Source organism: Hymenobacter jejuensis (assembly GCF_006337165.1).
Classification (GTDB): Bacteria; Bacteroidota; Bacteroidia; order Cytophagales; family Hymenobacteraceae; genus Hymenobacter; species Hymenobacter jejuensis.
In genome coordinates this window covers 4,008,648-4,023,936 of record NZ_CP040896.1, presented here as the reverse complement: position 1 = coordinate 4,023,936, position 15,289 = coordinate 4,008,648, and the positions used below count along the sequence as shown (strand labels likewise).

The window sequence follows — 15,289 nt, the reverse complement described above, 5'->3', positions numbered from 1 at the left end:
AAGGCAACCTATTGACTATCAACTTAATGAATAAATTCCTTTACTACACGGTTTGCGCGGTCCTGTGGGCCGGCCCTGCTTTCGGACAGCAGGCCAGTCCTACAAAGGACCGATTGGCCCTCACCCCACCGATGGGTTGGAGCAGTTGGAACACGTTTAAAAAGGAGCCTAGTGAAGTCGTCCTTCGGCAAACCGCTGACGCGCTGGTAGCCAGTGGCTTACAGAAAGTGGGCTACACGTACATCAACGTCGATGACTTCTGGAGTACGGGCCGCGATGCCAGCGGGAACATACGGGCCGACTCGGCGAAATTTCCGAGCGGGATGAAAGCCTTGGCCGATTATATCCACAGCAAAGGGTTGAAAGCGGGCATTTACACCAACATCGGCACCAAGGCTAACTACGCCACGCTGGCCAGTGGCGGCTACTACGCGCAGGACATGAAAACCTTCGCCGACTGGGGTTTCGACTACGTGAAAGTGGACGTCAACTTCGCGCCGGAACGCACGGAAGCCGCTTATAAAAAGGAGTTTTCCGAACTCGCCCAAGCGATCGCCGCGGCTGGAAGGCCCATGCTGCTGAGCATCTGCAACCAAGGTGGTGGTCAGTACCAGAACTGGGCCCCTGCCTTAGGCAACACTTGGCGGGTAGGCGCCGATATCGACCACATGCCCAAAGGCTCTACCACGCAGTGGGCCGGGGTGCTGTATGAATTGGATAAAGCAGCGGCCTTCCCTGAAATAGCCGGCCCCGGCCACTGGAACGATGCCGACATGCTGCTGGTAGGCGTGGGCAGCGACGGCGGCCGCTTGATGGTGATGACGCCCGAAGAGCAGAAAAGCCACTTTTCGATGTGGTGCCTGCTGGCTTCCCCGCTGATTCTGGGCAACGACCTGCGCAGCATCACCCCAGAAACCCTAGCCATCGTCACCAACCGGGAAGCCATTGCGGTAGACCAAGATCCACTGGGCCAGCAGGGCAAATTGCTGTACGAACAGGCGCCCGGCTTACAGGTGTGGGCGAAAAAACTGGCCTCCAAAAACGGCGAGGCTTATGCCGTGGCCCTCTTCAACCGGTCAGCTTCTGCGGCTGAAATAGGAGTAGATTTCAATAAACTGGGCGTAGCGAAAAGCGTAAAGGTGCGCGACCTGTGGGCGCATAAGGACCTAGGGAAGTTTTCCAAAAAATACGCCGCCGCCGTGCCCAGCCACGGTGTGCTGTTGCTGCTGCTACACTGAAATTATACTACTACGGCCCATTCGCTAACTTCCTGATGCCTGCTTTTGTGTCAAACGGCCCCAAGGCGCAAGAGTCTCGCCCATGCGGACGCCAAAGCATGAGCAGCAATTGACATTAACTGCGTTGAAAGTCAAGAGTTCAGGGCCGGTTTGAGGTGAAATCGGCTGACAAGGTCGGCTTCTTTTAGCTCGTAGAGGTGGGCTGCCCCGGTCAGAAGGCTGAAGATGCTAATAGAGTAATCAATTACCTACTTTCGTTTCCGACGACGGCCCGCAACCATAAGGAAGGGATCGGGTCCTAGAACAGAGTCTCCTGCTTCGTCTTCTTGGCCATTGCCGTTCACTGCCCCATGGAAAACCCGAATCAGTTTACAATTGGCCTCTTCGCCATCGGTCTCGACACGTATTGGCCGCAGTTTCCGGGGTTGAAGGAGCGGCTGGAAGGCTACGTCGGCGTGGTGGAAGAGAAATTAGCCGCGATTCACCCACAGGTACTAAATCTGGGCTTGATCGATACCGTGGACGCCGCCTTTGCCGCCGGCCGGCACCTGCGGGCGCAAAACGTGGACATCATCTTTTTGTACGTGACCACGTATGCACTGTCCGCGACGGTGCTGCCCGTGGTGCAACGGGCCAACGTACCGGTTATTCTGTTGAACCTCACCCCGGCGGCGGCTATTGATTATGCCGCCTTCAACGCTTTAGCCGACCGCACCAAAATGACGGGCGAGTGGCTGGCGTATTGCTCGGCCTGTCCCGTGCCCGAGATGGCCAACGTCTTCCGCCGCACGGGGATTCAGTTTCACCAGGTCACAGGGATGCTGCACGAGGACCCGGAATGCTGGCAGGAAATCTCCGAATGGGTGGAAGCGGCCCGCGTGGCCAATACCATGGCGTACAATCGGCTGGGCGTGATGGGGCACTATTACTCGGGCATGCTCGATGTTTACTCGGACTTTACCCAGCAGGTAGCGCACTTCGGCGGGCACATCGAGATGCTGGAGGTAGATGAACTCTCGGCCCTGCGCCGCGAAGTGCCGCTGGAGCAGGTGCAGCAGCGCGTGCAGCTCTTTTACGAGGTATTCGACGTGCAGCCAGACTGCTCCGCTGAAGAATTGGCCCATGCCGCCCGTACTTCCGTGGCGCTGGAGCACCTGGTGGCCCGCTACCAGCTCGGCTCCCTGGCGTATTACTACAAAGGCACGGGCATCCCAGAAAACGAAGCTACCCTCAACTCCATTATCCTCGGTACTTCGTGGCTGACCGCCAACGGCGTCCCCGTCGCGGGCGAGTACGAAATTAAAAATGCGCAGGCCATGAAAATTATGGACTCGTTCGGCGCCGGCGGTTCCTTCACCGAATACTACGCGATGGATTTTAAGGAGGATGTGGTCTTGATGGGCCACGACGGACCCGGACACTTGGCCATTGCCGAAGGCAAAATCAAGGTCAAGCCCTTACAGGTGTACCACGGCAAGGTCGGCCGCGGCCTGTCCGTCGAAATGGCCGTCAAGCACGGCCCCGTGACGTTGCTCTCCGTGGTCGATGGCGACGATGGCAAGTTGCGCCTGCTGGTGGCCGAGGGGGCCTCGGTGCCGGGACCGGTTTTGGAAATCGGCAATACGAACTCCCGCTACAAGTTTGCCATCGGGGCCCGCCGCTTCGCCCAGGAGTGGAACCGCCATGGCCCGGCCCATCACTGCGCCGTGGGCGTGGGACACCTGAGTGCCAAAATTCAGAAGCTGGGGGCGCTGCTGCAATTGGAAGTCATTCGCGTGTGCTAGCCTAACCCAGCTGGGCGGCAGTTCATGCGGGCGTGCAATCGCTTGGCCCACTAGCGGGACGAGAGACTTTAAAGTGTCAACCCTTTAGTATTTCTCGTTTGTGAAAAAGCAAGCCGCCCTTGAGGACTGGTAACTCAGACTCAAACATAGCTTTCGAAGTGCACCTGCCTGCGGAAGCTTTTTCCTGCATACCTACGCTGGTCGAGCAGCCGGCCACGGGGCTAGCCTCTGCGCACAGATGCTGCCGAGGCAAGTGGCGAGTCCTAAAACCTGTCATTCTCAAGCGACTCTTGCACCCAACTTAGCCGAAGAGTTTGCTCATTTGCTCGACGGCGCCCTGCCGTTTATTGACGTACTCGATGAACACCTTCAGGTCCGTGTGCCCGCTCCAGTGCATGATCTGGGCTGGGTTCACCCCTTTCTCCAAGCACAACGTAATGAAGGTGCGACGCCCGGTGTGGGTGCCCACGAGCTGATAAACGGGTTTGGTCACCGAGAGCTCCCGGCTGCCGCTCAGCTTGACTACGGTCTCTTCCCGGTGCAGCGCCGGCACCAAGGCGCACACTTCCTTCAGGTACTCGTTGTACTTGTCGTTGGAGATGCGGGGCATGGTACCCTGGTACTTAGCCAGAATGGCCGCCGAAACTGCATTTAAGGGAATGTCGGTCTCGTCTTTGGTTTTTTGCGTGACGATACGAATAACGCGGTTCTTGACATGCTTGGGCTGCAGGCGCACCACGTCGGAGTAGCGCAGCCCGGTGCTGCACTGCAGCACGAACAGGTCCCGCACCCGCTCCAAGCGGGGCCGCTCGTCCAGCGCCAACGCGCGCAGGGCTTCGAACTCGGCGTTGGTCAACGTGATCACCGTGGCGTTGCGCACTTTGCGCTTGAGGCTGGTGAGCTTGAAGGTAGCAGCGTTGGCGTGTACCCCAGCTTGGCGGTAGTAGGCGATGAACTCGCGCAGCGTGGAGACCCGCTTGGCCACGGTCGTGTTTTGGTGCTTCTTGACGCGCACCAGAAACCCCACAAACCGTTCGTAGAAGACGTTGTCCCAGCTTTCGAAGGTGATGGGTGCGGAGATCGTGCGTTCAAAGTCGACCAGGGCGTGGCGCAGGGTGGTGAAGTTTTTCAGCGTGTTGGCCGCCCGGGTGCTGGTTTTCAGCGCTAGGTATTCGTCCAAACAATGAAAGAAGGACCGCTCGATTGGTGCGGGCTCTGCTCCGCGCACAAAGGCTTTGGTGGCTTCTTCGAGCGTGGGTAACCGCGCATGGTCTCGGCGGAAGTCAGCCACCAAGGTTTCCAAGCGCCGGCGCATGTCCTGCAGCAACCCGTTATCCTGCTTGTAGTTTTCCGAGCCACCCGATTTGATCTTTTCGTTGGCGGCATCCCAGTACCGTTCTTCCGGCCGCACTTTTACGCCGGTGGCGAAACGCTTGCTGTTTTCTTGATAGACGTACTGCAGGTACACGCTGGCCCGGCCTTCTTTGTCCCGATTGCGCAGTGTTAACGAGATGTTGCCCATGCCTTAAAGATAAGGCATTTGCCCTGATTTCTAGTCAGTATTTAGTCAGTGAATGCAGCGGAAAGTTATGGAAAGGCGCGGAACATCATTGTAAAATCTGTCTGCAAAAGCTAATTTCGAAGCATCCTGCTAAATAATTGAGTAATAAGCAGAAATACGTTCGATTCCCCTACGGACTACTTACCCACTCGTTTTGAGACTTTAAAAACCCGCTCCCAGAATATCTGGAGCGGGTTTTTTGTTTTCTATGCTTTTGCTAGGTAGCAGTGAGCCGGTTATTCAGCTATTCTATAAAAAGCATAACGACAAGACAGGAGACATGGTGTAGGAACGAACGATGTAGACGCAAAAGGCTGCAGAAGCGCGAGATTTGAAGCGCAACCCGTTTTTTCTTGTGCCATGGAAGTCCTTGCTACCTAAAGATATTTCCGCACGCAGCCTTGGCTTCAACTAGCTCTCATTTGAAAGGCGTTACCTACCTTCGACATCACCTACCTGCTGTGCCGGCTTACTGCCGTAGGTTGGCCCAATCGCGTCGTAGATGACGACTTTCTCCCAATAGGGCGCGTAGGTCGTGCGAAACTCGTCGTGCAGGGGGTGCGTCTGGTAGCTTTCCTCATCCTGAGCACTGGCGAAGAAGCACAGCCACGAGTAGGTGTACGTGCGCTCAATTACATCGCGGTGGGTCGCGGCTGGCGTGCCAATATGTGACAGTTGGATTGAGGGAACGCCCCTTAGGATATGCAGTCCTTCCAGTAGTTTGGCTTTATCGGCTTCGCTGGCATTCGCGGGGGCATAAAACAACACGTGGTGCACGAAGAGGTCTTGGGGAGAGGGCGCAGTCATGAGCTCAGGATAATCTGAAAAATGATTCAGGAACAATATGAGCGAAATAAATCAGGATTGAAGAGACGAGGCGAGAAGGCTAAGCGATGATGCGGGTAGATGCCTTACCGTAGAGTGCTACCACGGCTGTTTTCCGCTGTGCATGGCCCGCGTCCGAATTCGGCCTCTTATTTGGCATAGAGAGTGCTCAACAGTATTTTCTGGCTCCCAATTAGCAGGTCCTTTTCTTCCAACTTCCTGACAACGACTCGCGTACGCTACAGGAGATATACCATCTCACTTTAGTAAATCATGAGTCAATCCAAGCAATTCTCCCAAGCAAGTGATGCTTCCAATACTTCTTCCCGTTCCGCTTCGCACGCTCCCGAAACTGGCGGCTCGTTAGCCGACCAAGCGACGAACTGGCTCAGCAAAAGCAGCATGTCGGGGTTATTAGGTGGCCTTAACAAGTTGAGTACTACCCAAAAAGTAGTTGGGGGCGCCTTGGTGGCGTTGGGTGTGGGCTACCTATTACGCAGTGGTGGTAGCGCAAGCGCCGGCAGTCGCAGCGTGGCTGCACCAGAGGGCTCGACCAAGGAATCAGTTGATACACTGCACGAATTGTTGCACTTCGTCAACGATCGGATCGAAGGCTACGAGCGGGCCGTGAAGGAAAGCCAAGACCCCGAGCGGCAAGGCTACTACAAACAGTTGGTCAGCCAAAGCCAGCAGTTTGCCAATGAGCTCAACGCCCACCTGCGCCAGCAGGGCGAAGACCGCGAAACGTCCACGACCGTGAAAGGCAAGCTGTATCGCGGCTGGATGGACACCAAAGCGGCTCTCACGGGCAGCGACGAAAAGTCCATCCTCGGCTCCAATATCTACGGCGAAGAGTGGGCACTGAAAGCCTACGAAGACGCCCTCGCCGACCAGAGCCTCACCGGTGCCCTGCGCTTGGAGGTGGAACGTCAGTACACGCAGTCACAGAAAGCGTACAAAAAGCTGCAAAAAATGCAAGACCAGCAATAGGCCCTACTTGCTTTGTAGTTGCAGCCCCGCTGGGGTGATTCCTTTAGAATCACCCCAGCGGGGCTGCTTCGTTGGCGAGGTTGGTGACATCGACTTTGCAGGGAAGCATTAGCATAGACAACTATCTCTGAATGAGGCAGTAATCCAAAATCACTCTTCACCTTTTCTTACCCAATGCGCTGTGTTTTCCTATTCCCACTACAGGCTTGGGCCTCTTCATCGCCAGGCAAATTGTGGAATTGCACGGCGGCCATATCTGGCTGGAAAGCCGCGAGCAGGCCGGCACCACCTTTTTCGTTGAGTTGCCTTAACTGGGCCACTTGTACTATGGTCTTTGTCGGGGTGCATCCTAGCCGGCTACTGCAGCTTTCAAGACCAATGCCGCTCGGTAGGTGCGGCGGGTGTTCTACGCCGCCAGTTCTGCGGTCGCTGGGGGGGCAAGCAGCAACTCATTCGGCGCAGGTTGCCCGGTGAGCCAGCACTCCAAGCTTTCCAGGGATGTGGCCGCAATATTGGTGAGAGCGTCGCGGGTCAGAAAGCCTTGGTGGCCGGTTATCAGCACATTTGGGTAGGCCAAAAGCTGGCGTAGCAGTTCATCCTGAAGTGGTTGCGCGGAATGGTCGTTGAAGAACAGGCCCTTCTCGTATTCGTACACGTCGAGGCCCAAGTAGCCTAGGTGCCCCGATTCCAGCGCCGCTAGGGCTGCCACCGTGTCAAGCAGGGCTCCGCGGCTGGTGTTGATGAGCATGGCCCCCGGTTTCATTTTGGCCAGCTGGCGAGCATCGAGCAAGTGACGGGAGGCCGGCGTGAGTGGGGCATGCACGGAGACTACGTCGGCTTGCTGGCAGAGCGCATCCAGGGACACATATTCCAAGTCATAGCGCCCGGTCAGTTCCTCGTCGGGCTGCACATCGTAGCCCAGCAGGCGGCACCCGAAGCCGTGCAGCAGCCGCGCCAGCGTGCCGCCGATGGTGCCGCACCCAATAATGCCCACTGTTTTGCCATGCAGATCGAAGCCGACGAGGTTGTCCAAGCGGAAATCGGCGCGGCGGACCTGCGCATCCGCTTGGCGCAAGTGGCGGTTGAGGGCCAGCATCAGGGCCAGGGCGTGCTCGGCAATGGCGAAGGGCGAGTAGTGAGGCACGGTGGCCACACGCAGCCCCAAGCGGTGGGCGGTGGGCAGGTCAACGTTGTCGTGGCCGGCTGAGCGCACCAGCAAGTAGCGTACTCCTAGTGCCCACAATCGCTCTAAGACCGGTGCGGAAGCATCGTCGTTGACAAAAACGGCCACGGCCATGCTGCCGGCGGCCTGCTCCGCCGTTTCCAGATTCAGCGCCTCGTTCAGGAAGTTCATGCTATATTGTTGATGCGCAGCCGCCACGAGGTACGGGCGCTCAAAGGGATAAGCGCTAAAAACGGTAACATTCATAAGAATTGGAGGCTGAATAAGCTCAGGATGCGCTGAGCGGCCGACCGGAAAACGACCTCAGTCCCTTGTTGCTGATGAGCAGGCGACTGGGCAGGCGAACGGCGCTACAAGGTTACGCGATAATTCCGGCTGGCCACATGAGAAGAATCATGTGCCGGAGCGACGTTGCGCATATTGTCGGTGAGCCGAGGGCCGGTTCTTTGCCCGTACTTGATTGCCACCGCCGCGAGCATTGCGGCGCCGGGCGGTACTAGCTCATGCTGTGAGAAGCAGCTGAACCGCCCTATTGCCGGAACTCACCGGTCTAAAGAGTATCTAAATTCCCTGTTTACTATGGAAACCACTCTTCGCCTTCCGTCTCCCCTGGTACCCGTTCAGGAAGCTCCGCTAACCCCGGGAGCCCTGCGGCTTATTGATGCCTACTGGCGGGCAGCCAACTACTTGTCGGTGGGGCAGATGTATCTGTACGACAATCCTTTACTGCGCGAACCCTTGTCGCTGACACACGTCAAGAACCTACTGCTCGGGCACTGGGGCACCACGCCAGGACAGAACTTCATCTATGCCCACCTCAACCGGGTCATCAAACAGTACGACCTGAACATGCTGTACGTCTGTGGCCCCGGTCATGGGGGGCCGGCGGTAGTGGCAAACACCTACCTAGAAGGCACGTACAGCGAGGTGTACCCCGAAATCAGCCCGGACGAAGCGGGGTTGCGTAAGCTGTTTCGGCAATTTTCGTTTCCGGGCGGCATTTCCAGCCACGTGGGGCCCCAAACGCCGGGCTCCCTGCACGAGGGCGGGGAGTTGGGCTATTCACTCAGTCACGCCTTCGGGGCTGTGTTCGACAATCCTGACTTAGTCGTGGCCTGCGTCGTAGGCGACGGCGAGGCCGAAACCGGCCCGCTGGCCACGGCTTGGCATTCCAATAAGTTTCTGAACCCCGCCACTGACGGGGCAGTGCTGCCCATTCTGCACTTAAACGGCTACAAGATTTCCAACCCCACGGTGCTGGCCCGCATCACCCCCGAAGAGCTCGATCAGCTGCTGCGCGGCTACGGCTGGACGCCCTACTACGTGGAAGGCGACGAGCCCACGCAGATGCACCAGCAGATGGCTGCCACGCTCGACCAGGCAGTGGCCGATATTCAAGCCATTCAGCAAAATGCCCGCGAGCATGGCGACCTTACCCGTCCCCGCTGGCCGGTCATCGTGCTGAAATCCCCCAAAGGCTGGACGGGCCCCAAGCTCGTTGATGGCCGGCCCAACGAAGGCACGTTTCGGGCCCACCAAGTGCCGTTGGCGGTGTCGGCCGGCACACCGCCCGAGCATTTGGCGCAGCTGGAGGCGTGGCTCCGAAGCTATAAGCCGGAGGAATTGTTCGACGCCGAGGGCCGGCTGCTTCCGGAAATAGCAGCCCTAGCTCCGCAAGGCAACCGGCGCATGGGCGCCAACCCCCACACCAACGGCGGCCTACTGCTGCGCGCCCTGCACCTGCCCGACTTTTGCGATTACGCGGTGCCCGTACCTGTGCCCGGCGCCACACAGGCCAGCGATACGCAGGTGGTCGGCCGGTTTCTGCGCGACGTCATCAAGCTGAACTCTGCGCCGCGCAACTTCCGGATTTTTGGCCCCGACGAAACCGCTTCCAACAAGCTGGAAGCGGTCTTTGAAGCCACTAACCGGCAGTGGGGCGCCGAAACGACTGAGAACGACGAGTTTCTGGCGCCATCGGGCGCAGTGTTGGAAATGCTGAGTGAGCACCAGTGCGAAGGCTGGCTCGAAGGCTATTTGCTCACCGGCCGGCATGGGCTCTTCAACAGCTACGAGGCCTTTATTCACCTCGTCGATTCGATGTTTAATCAGCATGCTAAGTGGCTGAAATCGACGTTAGAAATTCCGTGGCGGCGCAACATTGCTTCGCTCAACTACCTGCTTACATCTACTGTCTGGCGGCAGGACCACAACGGCTTTACTCACCAAGACCCGGGATTCATGGACCACGTGGTGAACAAAAAAGCAAGCATCGTGCGGGTGTATTTGCCGCCCGATGCCAATTGCCTGCTTTCTGTAATGGATCACTGCCTGCGCAGCCGCCACTACGTCAACGTCATCGTGGCTGCCAAGCACCCGGCCCCGCAGTGGCTGAACATGGACGCGGCCCAGAAACATTGCACCGAAGGCATCGGCCTCTGGCCCTGGGCCAGCAACGATCAGGGCTACGAGCCGGACGCCGTGATGGCCTGCTGCGGCGACGTACCGACGCTGGAAACCCTGGCGGCTGTTTCCATCCTGCGCGAGCATTTGCCGGAGTTGAAAATCCGGGTCGTTAACGTGGTGGATCTGCTCAAGCTTCAGCGCAGCACCGAGCACCCGCACGGCTTGCCCGATGCCGACTACGACGCCCTGTTTACGCGCGACAAGCCCGTGATTTTCGCCTTCCACGGCTACCCCTGGCTGGTGCACCGCCTCACCTACAACCGCGCCAACAACCAGCACATGCACGTGCGCGGCTACAAGGAAGAAGGCACCATCACGACTGCGTTCGACATGACCGTGCTCAACGAGCTAGACCGCTTTCACCTAGTGATGGACGTGCTCGACCGGGTACCGCAGCTGGGCAACCGCGGCGCCTACCTCAAGCAGCTGCTCAAAGACAAGCTCGTGGCGCACAAGCTCTACATCACTCGCCACGGCATCGACATGCCCGAGATTCAGAACTGGCAATGGCCGACTGCGAATCGCGGCGTAAGTGTTGATTAACCCCATACAAACCATTCTACTGGCTCAGTTAAAAAGCCCTTTATACAAGTAATTGATAATCAATTACTTATATAAAGGGCTTTACTTGTCGTCAGCAGGAAGTTCCCCTAAGAACGGCTTGGCAGCAAAGCAGAAAAGGTACCCGTTTTTGTATCACGCCTGGCTAATCAGGCTTTAAGGGGTTCACCGCCGGGCCCTCTCCTTTTGCAGCCTTGAGGGGTGCCCCGTTGAGGGTAACGTTGGTGAATTTCACGTCGGGATACTTATTCGGAAAAGCGGCCGTTTCGGCCGTGGCCTGCACATTCTTAAAGGTGATGTTCGACACCTTATCGGTTGGGTTGCCATCCAGAACCGCAAACTGCTTGCAGTTCACCTTGACCTTGGAAATGGTGATGTTGCGGATGGTGCCAAAGGGTTTTTCCGTGCTGCCCGCCAGGTTGAAAAACTGCGTCCAGGGCGAGAGCGTGACGATGGTGCCGCAACGGCCGGTCACGTTTTCAACGGTAATGTTTTCGTAGAGCTGATAGGTATCGGGGCGCATCTTGAAGAGCAGCAGCGGCCGGTCGTTGTCGACCTTGCAATTGCGCACCGTGATGCGGTTGGCGTGAATGCACTCGCTGCCGCAGGTGATGGCCGCGTGCACTTCCCCAAACGTGCAGTTCTCCACCAGAATGTCCTCGACCGGGCCGTTCTCCGGAAGCTGTTGGGCGTTGGGTCCTTTGCCACCTTTCATGACGATGCCGTCGTCGTTGACGGAGATGTAGCAATTGCGTATGGTCACTTTCTTACACACGTCGATGTCCACGGCGTCGGTGCTGGGGGCTTTCACGGGCCGGAAGGGCGAACGAATGTCACAGCCCTCTAGCAGCACGTTGTTGCACTGGTACAAGTGCGTGGTCCAGAAGCCTGCATTGTGCAGCTTCACCTTCTCGATGGTCACGTTGTCGCAGCCCCAGATAAAGAGCAGCCGGGGCCGGTGCACCTCTAGATTAGTGGACGATTTGCCGACTTTCTGCATGGAGTCGCGGTGGGCCCAAAAGCTTTTCCAGAACCGCAGCCCGTTGCCGTCGATGGTGCCGGGGCCCGTCACCCGAAAGCCATTCACCTGATAAGCATTGACGAGCGCCGCGTAATAGTCCAGCTTTTGGCCCTCCATCCGCGACGGCACCAGAGGGTAGTCGCCAATGTTGTCGGAGCCTTTGAGCTTGGCGCCTTCCTGCAACCGCAACTGCGTACGGGGTTTGAAAAACAGCGCTCCGCTCAGAAATACGCCTTTAGGAATTACCACCGTGCCTCCGCCATCGGCGTTCGCTTTGTCGATGGCACGCTGAATGGCTTCCGTATTCAGCGTAGTGCTATCGGTGCTCGCCCCAAATTGGGTGATAACATAGTCTCTAGGGGCGGCTTCTTTCTGCGGAGGAATTGCGGCAGGGAAACGCAGGAGAAATGCGGTTAGGCCAACAGGGAGCAGCGCAAGAAGAGCTTTCATGGGGCGGAATAAAGATGAAGTGTGTAAAGAAGCGAGTTTACGGCGAGCGTACCGTTCTGTAGTTACCTGATCGCGGTGCGTAAGCGTACGGAACTCCACTCCTGCCATATCAGGCTGAGCGTCGGGGCTGACGAATTCCTAACCGGCGGCACTGTGCGTGAGTATACAGGCGAAGCGTTCTGCAACCGTTGTGGGATGTATTTCCGAGTCTTTTTCCCAACGGCCGTGGCAAGGGCAAAGGCGGCCAACACTTGTTTGATTTTTATAAGCAATGGTTTGATTCCTTTTATTCAGTGAAACATGGCTGACCGACCTTTGCCCCGCCCATTGCTACGGCCTGCCCGTGGCACTACAGGTCAAAAACCCGCAGTATCCTTTACGCCTTACTGGCTTTTAGACATCTAGAGCAACTCACCGGCCGCTAAATGAGGCAGAATATAACGTGTAACCATACCCATCTAAGAGATACCATGCAGGACGTCATCGTTGTCATCGGGGCCGGTTCGATCGGCCAGGCCATTGCCCGCCGGGTGAGTGCGGGCAAACATGTGTTGCTGGCAGATTTGCGCCCGGAAAATGCAGCGGCCAAAACGCTGACCGACGCCGGTTTCGAGGTGACCACGACGACCGTCGACGTATCCTCGCGGGCTTCGGTGCACGCGCTGGTGGAGCAGACCACCGCCTTGAGCCAGGTCTCCGGACTAATTCACGCCGCTGGGGTATCCCCGTCCCAAGCCTCGCCGGAAATTATCCTCAAAGTCGATCTGTACGGCACGGCGCTGGTTTTGGAAGAATTTGGCAACGTCATGACCCGAGGGGGCACAGGCATAGGCTTCGCAGTCGGGGCACCGCTTGCCGGCGCTGACGGCCAAGCAAGACAAGGCTCTCGCCACGACTCCGGTTGAAGAGCTTCTCGCACTGCCTCCGCTACAGGCTGAGCAAATCAAGGATTCCCTTCGCGCCTACCAGCTTTCGAAGCGCGGCAACTCGTTGCGGGTAATGGCTGAGGCCGTCCGCTGGGGCAAGCGCGGCGCCCGGGTCAACACCATCAGCCCCGGCATTATCATCACACCCCTGGCTAACGACGAGCTAAAGGGCCCACGCGGCGCGGGCTACCGGCGCATGCTGGAGGTATCGGCGGCTGGCCGCGCCGGCACCCCCGACGAGGTGGGCACCGTGGGAGCCCTGCTAATGGGCCCCGACGGCGCCTTGATCACTGGCAGCGACTTCCTGATGGATGGCGGCGTCACAGCAGCCTATTGGTTCGGAGAACTGGCACAAGAGTAAAAACTACGTAAGGCTTTCAGTCATTAGTATACTGATAATCAATTATATAAAGCCTGGCCACGTTCATCACCCAGATTATCGAGTCGCCCGCGTAATATGCCCGGTAGAGCCTGGGCATCAACAAACCCAGGTCCTAGCACCGGCTTTGTTGGGTTGAAGGTCTGCGACGGCCACCTGCTAAGGCTGTCTCCTAACCATTCATCGGCATTTAACGTGAAGAGCTTTACCTTGAAAGCCCAGACCTGGGCTTTCGTTGTTTCCCTTTGGCTTCTTCCGTATGCAAAGCCTGTTCTCCGAACTCGTCTTTCTGGTCTTAATCATCCTGGCGCTGGTCATGCTGGCCCAGAAGCTGCGACTGGCCTACCCTATTGTGCTGGTGCTGGGCGGGCTGGCGCTCAGCTTCACAGGCCTGTTCACTAACCTGGAAATTAAGCCGGAAATCGTGTTCCTGATTTTCCTGCCGCCGCTGCTCTACGAAGCGGCCTGGCAGGTGTCGTGGAAGGAGTTTTGGAAATGGCGGCGTGTCATTACCAGCTTTGCCTTTCCCATTGTCATTCTCACCGCTTGTGTGGTGGCGGTGGTGTCCCACGCCCTGATTCCGGGGTTTACGCTGGCACTGGGTTTTTTGCTGGGCGGCATCGTTTCGCCGCCCGATGCCATTTCGGCCACCACCATCATGCGGCAGGTGAAAGTGCCGAAGGTGCTGCTCAGCGTGATTGAGGGCGAAAGCCTGCTCAATGACGCCTCCTCCCTGATTGTGTTCCGGTTTGCGTTGGCGGCCGTGCTGACCGGCCAATTTTCCTTCGGCCAAGCGGCGGGCAGTTTTTTCCTGGTCATCGTGCTCGGCACGCTTATCGGCGTGGCGGTGGGCCTGGTGTTTTACACCCTCCACCGCAAGCTGCCCACCACGCCCAGCATTGATACGGTGCTGACGCTGGTGACGCCCTACTGCATGTACTACGCGGCCGAATATTTCCACTATTCCGGCGTGCTGGCCGTGGTCAGCGGCGGGTTGCTGCTCTCTAGCAAGCGCAACACCATGCTCACCTACCGCAGTCGCATCGAAGGCGTGAACGTGTGGACGGTGCTGAGCTTTGTCTTCAACGGATTGATTTTTCTGCTCATCGGCCTGCAGCTGCCACACATTGTTCAGCAACTCGGCGACACCAGTTTGGGCACGGCCATCGGCTACGGCTTGCTCATCTCGCTGGCCCTGATCGTGGCCCGGCTGCTGTGCTCATTTGGCGCTTCCCTGTTCACTCGGCTGGCCAGCCACTTCATCACCGTGGCCGACGCCAACCCCGGCTGGAAGCTGCCGCTCGTTTCGGGCTGGGCGGGCATGCGCGGGGTGGTGTCACTGGCGGCGGCGCTGTCCATTCCGCTGCTGACCCCGGCGGGGCAGCCCTTCCCCTACCGCAACCTGATTCTGTTTATCACCTTCGTGGTCATCCTCGTCACGCTGGTGTTTCAGGGCCTGACGCTGCCCTGGCTGATTCGCAAAATGCGCCTGGAGGACAAATTTGCCCCCATCCCGGCAGAGCAACAAGAGCTGCTGATTCAGCAAAAGCTGGCTGAGCAAGCCCTGCGTCACCTGGCAAACCGGAGCCCCCACAACGGCTCTCCGAACGAATACCTGCACAATATGCGGGCGCGGTTGCAGCTGGATACGGCGTTTTTCTCGCGGGCCTTGGCTAGCGCTGGCAGCACGCAGCTCAACACGCTTCAACACTTCCAGCAGCTTTATCTGGAAGTATTGGAGCAGCAACGGATCTTGTTGCAGCAGATGAACCGGCGGGAGGATTTCGACGAGGAAATCATTCGAAAATACCTGACCGTCCTCGACCTGGAAGAATACAAGCTGCGCGAAAAGCAGCTGCAACCCGCCGATCCCGAGCAGGCTTCGCCTTGATCGCGCCACAAGCT

12 protein-coding genes are annotated in these 15,289 nt (G+C 57.8%); 8 read left to right on the top strand and 4 right to left on the bottom strand.

Features of this window, described 5'->3' with window-relative positions; all coding sequences use genetic code 11:
• Positions 1–26 precede the first annotated feature (26 nt).
• Together FHG12_RS16655 and FHG12_RS16650 are read left to right on the top strand one after the other, a co-directional pair.
• Positions 27–1,238: a glycoside hydrolase family 27 protein gene (locus FHG12_RS16655; protein ID WP_139516801.1), complete on the top strand. Its 1,212-nt coding sequence runs from the start codon at positions 27–29 to the stop codon at positions 1,236–1,238.
• Positions 1,239–1,588: 350 nt separating this feature from the next.
• Positions 1,589–3,022, top strand: a complete 1,434-nt coding sequence (locus tag FHG12_RS16650; RefSeq protein ID WP_139516800.1) for an arabinose isomerase — start codon at positions 1,589–1,591, stop codon at positions 3,020–3,022.
• A 301-nt stretch (positions 3,023–3,323) separates the two neighbouring features.
• On the opposite strand, the gene FHG12_RS16645 is transcribed toward FHG12_RS16650, so the two are convergent.
• Positions 3,324–4,544: a site-specific integrase gene (locus FHG12_RS16645; protein ID WP_139516799.1), complete on the bottom strand. Its 1,221-nt coding sequence runs from the start codon at positions 4,542–4,544 to the stop codon at positions 3,324–3,326.
• 471 nt (positions 4,545–5,015) lie between these two features.
• A complete protein-coding gene (locus tag FHG12_RS16640) occupies positions 5,016–5,390 on the bottom strand; it encodes a Dabb family protein (RefSeq protein ID WP_139516798.1) in 375 nt (124 codons plus the stop codon).
• A gap of 291 nt (positions 5,391–5,681) precedes the next feature.
• Here FHG12_RS16640 and FHG12_RS16635 point away from each other — a divergent pair, with 291 nt between their 5' ends.
• Both FHG12_RS16635 and FHG12_RS21175 read left to right on the top strand, forming a co-directional pair.
• Entirely contained in the window at positions 5,682–6,398 is a 717-nt protein-coding gene (locus FHG12_RS16635; RefSeq protein WP_139516797.1) for a ferritin-like domain-containing protein, read from the top strand.
• A gap of 206 nt (positions 6,399–6,604) precedes the next feature.
• Positions 6,605–6,709, top strand: a complete 105-nt coding sequence (locus FHG12_RS21175) for an ATP-binding protein (protein WP_230471164.1) — start codon at positions 6,605–6,607, stop codon at positions 6,707–6,709.
• 95 nt (positions 6,710–6,804) lie between these two features.
• Here FHG12_RS21175 and FHG12_RS16625 read toward each other — a convergent pair whose 3' ends face one another.
• On the bottom strand, positions 6,805–7,827 hold the full coding sequence (locus FHG12_RS16625) for a 2-hydroxyacid dehydrogenase (protein WP_139516795.1): 1,023 nt from the start codon (positions 7,825–7,827) through the stop codon (positions 6,805–6,807).
• 333 nt (positions 7,828–8,160) lie between these two features.
• Here FHG12_RS16625 and FHG12_RS16620 point away from each other — a divergent pair, with 333 nt between their 5' ends.
• Positions 8,161–10,590 carry a phosphoketolase family protein gene (locus FHG12_RS16620; RefSeq protein WP_139516794.1) on the top strand — a complete coding sequence of 810 codons (2,430 nt, stop codon included), beginning with the start codon at positions 8,161–8,163 and terminating at the stop codon, positions 10,588–10,590.
• Positions 10,591–10,753: 163 nt separating this feature from the next.
• On the opposite strand, the gene FHG12_RS16615 is transcribed toward FHG12_RS16620, so the two are convergent.
• Positions 10,754–12,079 carry a glycoside hydrolase family 28 protein gene (locus FHG12_RS16615; RefSeq protein ID WP_139516793.1) on the bottom strand — a complete coding sequence of 442 codons (1,326 nt, stop codon included), beginning with the start codon at positions 12,077–12,079 and terminating at the stop codon, positions 10,754–10,756.
• Between the two features lie 470 nt (positions 12,080–12,549).
• On the opposite strand from FHG12_RS16615, the gene FHG12_RS21300 reads away from it, so the two are divergent.
• From FHG12_RS21300 to FHG12_RS16605, 3 genes are all read left to right on the top strand, one after another.
• The gene (locus FHG12_RS21300; RefSeq protein ID WP_262711409.1) at positions 12,550–12,984 is read left to right on the top strand and encodes an SDR family oxidoreductase; all 435 of its coding nucleotides are present in this window, start codon (positions 12,550–12,552) and stop codon (positions 12,982–12,984) included.
• Entirely contained in the window at positions 12,932–13,366 is a 435-nt protein-coding gene (locus FHG12_RS21295) for an SDR family oxidoreductase (protein WP_262711408.1), read from the top strand. The genes FHG12_RS21300 and FHG12_RS21295 overlap by 53 nt, the downstream gene beginning before the upstream one ends.
• Before the next feature lie 277 nt (positions 13,367–13,643).
• The gene (locus FHG12_RS16605; protein WP_139516792.1) at positions 13,644–15,275 is read left to right on the top strand and encodes a Na+/H+ antiporter; all 1,632 of its coding nucleotides are present in this window, start codon (positions 13,644–13,646) and stop codon (positions 15,273–15,275) included.
• Positions 15,276–15,289: the final 14 nt, after the last annotated feature.

What these genes read in the sequence shown, in the direction of transcription:
- FHG12_RS16655 (WP_139516801.1), top strand. Translation starts at nt 27, where the DNA reads ATGAATAAATTCCTTTACTACACGGTTTGCGCGGTCCTGTGGGCCGGC.
- FHG12_RS16650 (WP_139516800.1), top strand. Translation starts at nt 1,589, where the DNA reads ATGGAAAACCCGAATCAGTTTACAATTGGCCTCTTCGCCATCGGTCTC.
- FHG12_RS16645 (WP_139516799.1), bottom strand. Translation starts at nt 4,544, where the DNA reads ATGGGCAACATCTCGTTAACACTGCGCAATCGGGACAAAGAAGGCCGG.
- FHG12_RS16640 (WP_139516798.1), bottom strand. Translation starts at nt 5,390, where the DNA reads ATGACTGCGCCCTCTCCCCAAGACCTCTTCGTGCACCACGTGTTGTTT.
- FHG12_RS16635 (WP_139516797.1), top strand. Translation starts at nt 5,682, where the DNA reads ATGAGTCAATCCAAGCAATTCTCCCAAGCAAGTGATGCTTCCAATACT.
- FHG12_RS16625 (WP_139516795.1), bottom strand. Translation starts at nt 7,827, where the DNA reads ATGAATGTTACCGTTTTTAGCGCTTATCCCTTTGAGCGCCCGTACCTC.
- FHG12_RS16620 (WP_139516794.1), top strand. Translation starts at nt 8,161, where the DNA reads ATGGAAACCACTCTTCGCCTTCCGTCTCCCCTGGTACCCGTTCAGGAA.
- FHG12_RS16615 (WP_139516793.1), bottom strand. Translation starts at nt 12,079, where the DNA reads ATGAAAGCTCTTCTTGCGCTGCTCCCTGTTGGCCTAACCGCATTTCTC.
- FHG12_RS21300 (WP_262711409.1), top strand. Translation starts at nt 12,550, where the DNA reads ATGCAGGACGTCATCGTTGTCATCGGGGCCGGTTCGATCGGCCAGGCC.
- FHG12_RS16605 (WP_139516792.1), top strand. Translation starts at nt 13,644, where the DNA reads ATGCAAAGCCTGTTCTCCGAACTCGTCTTTCTGGTCTTAATCATCCTG.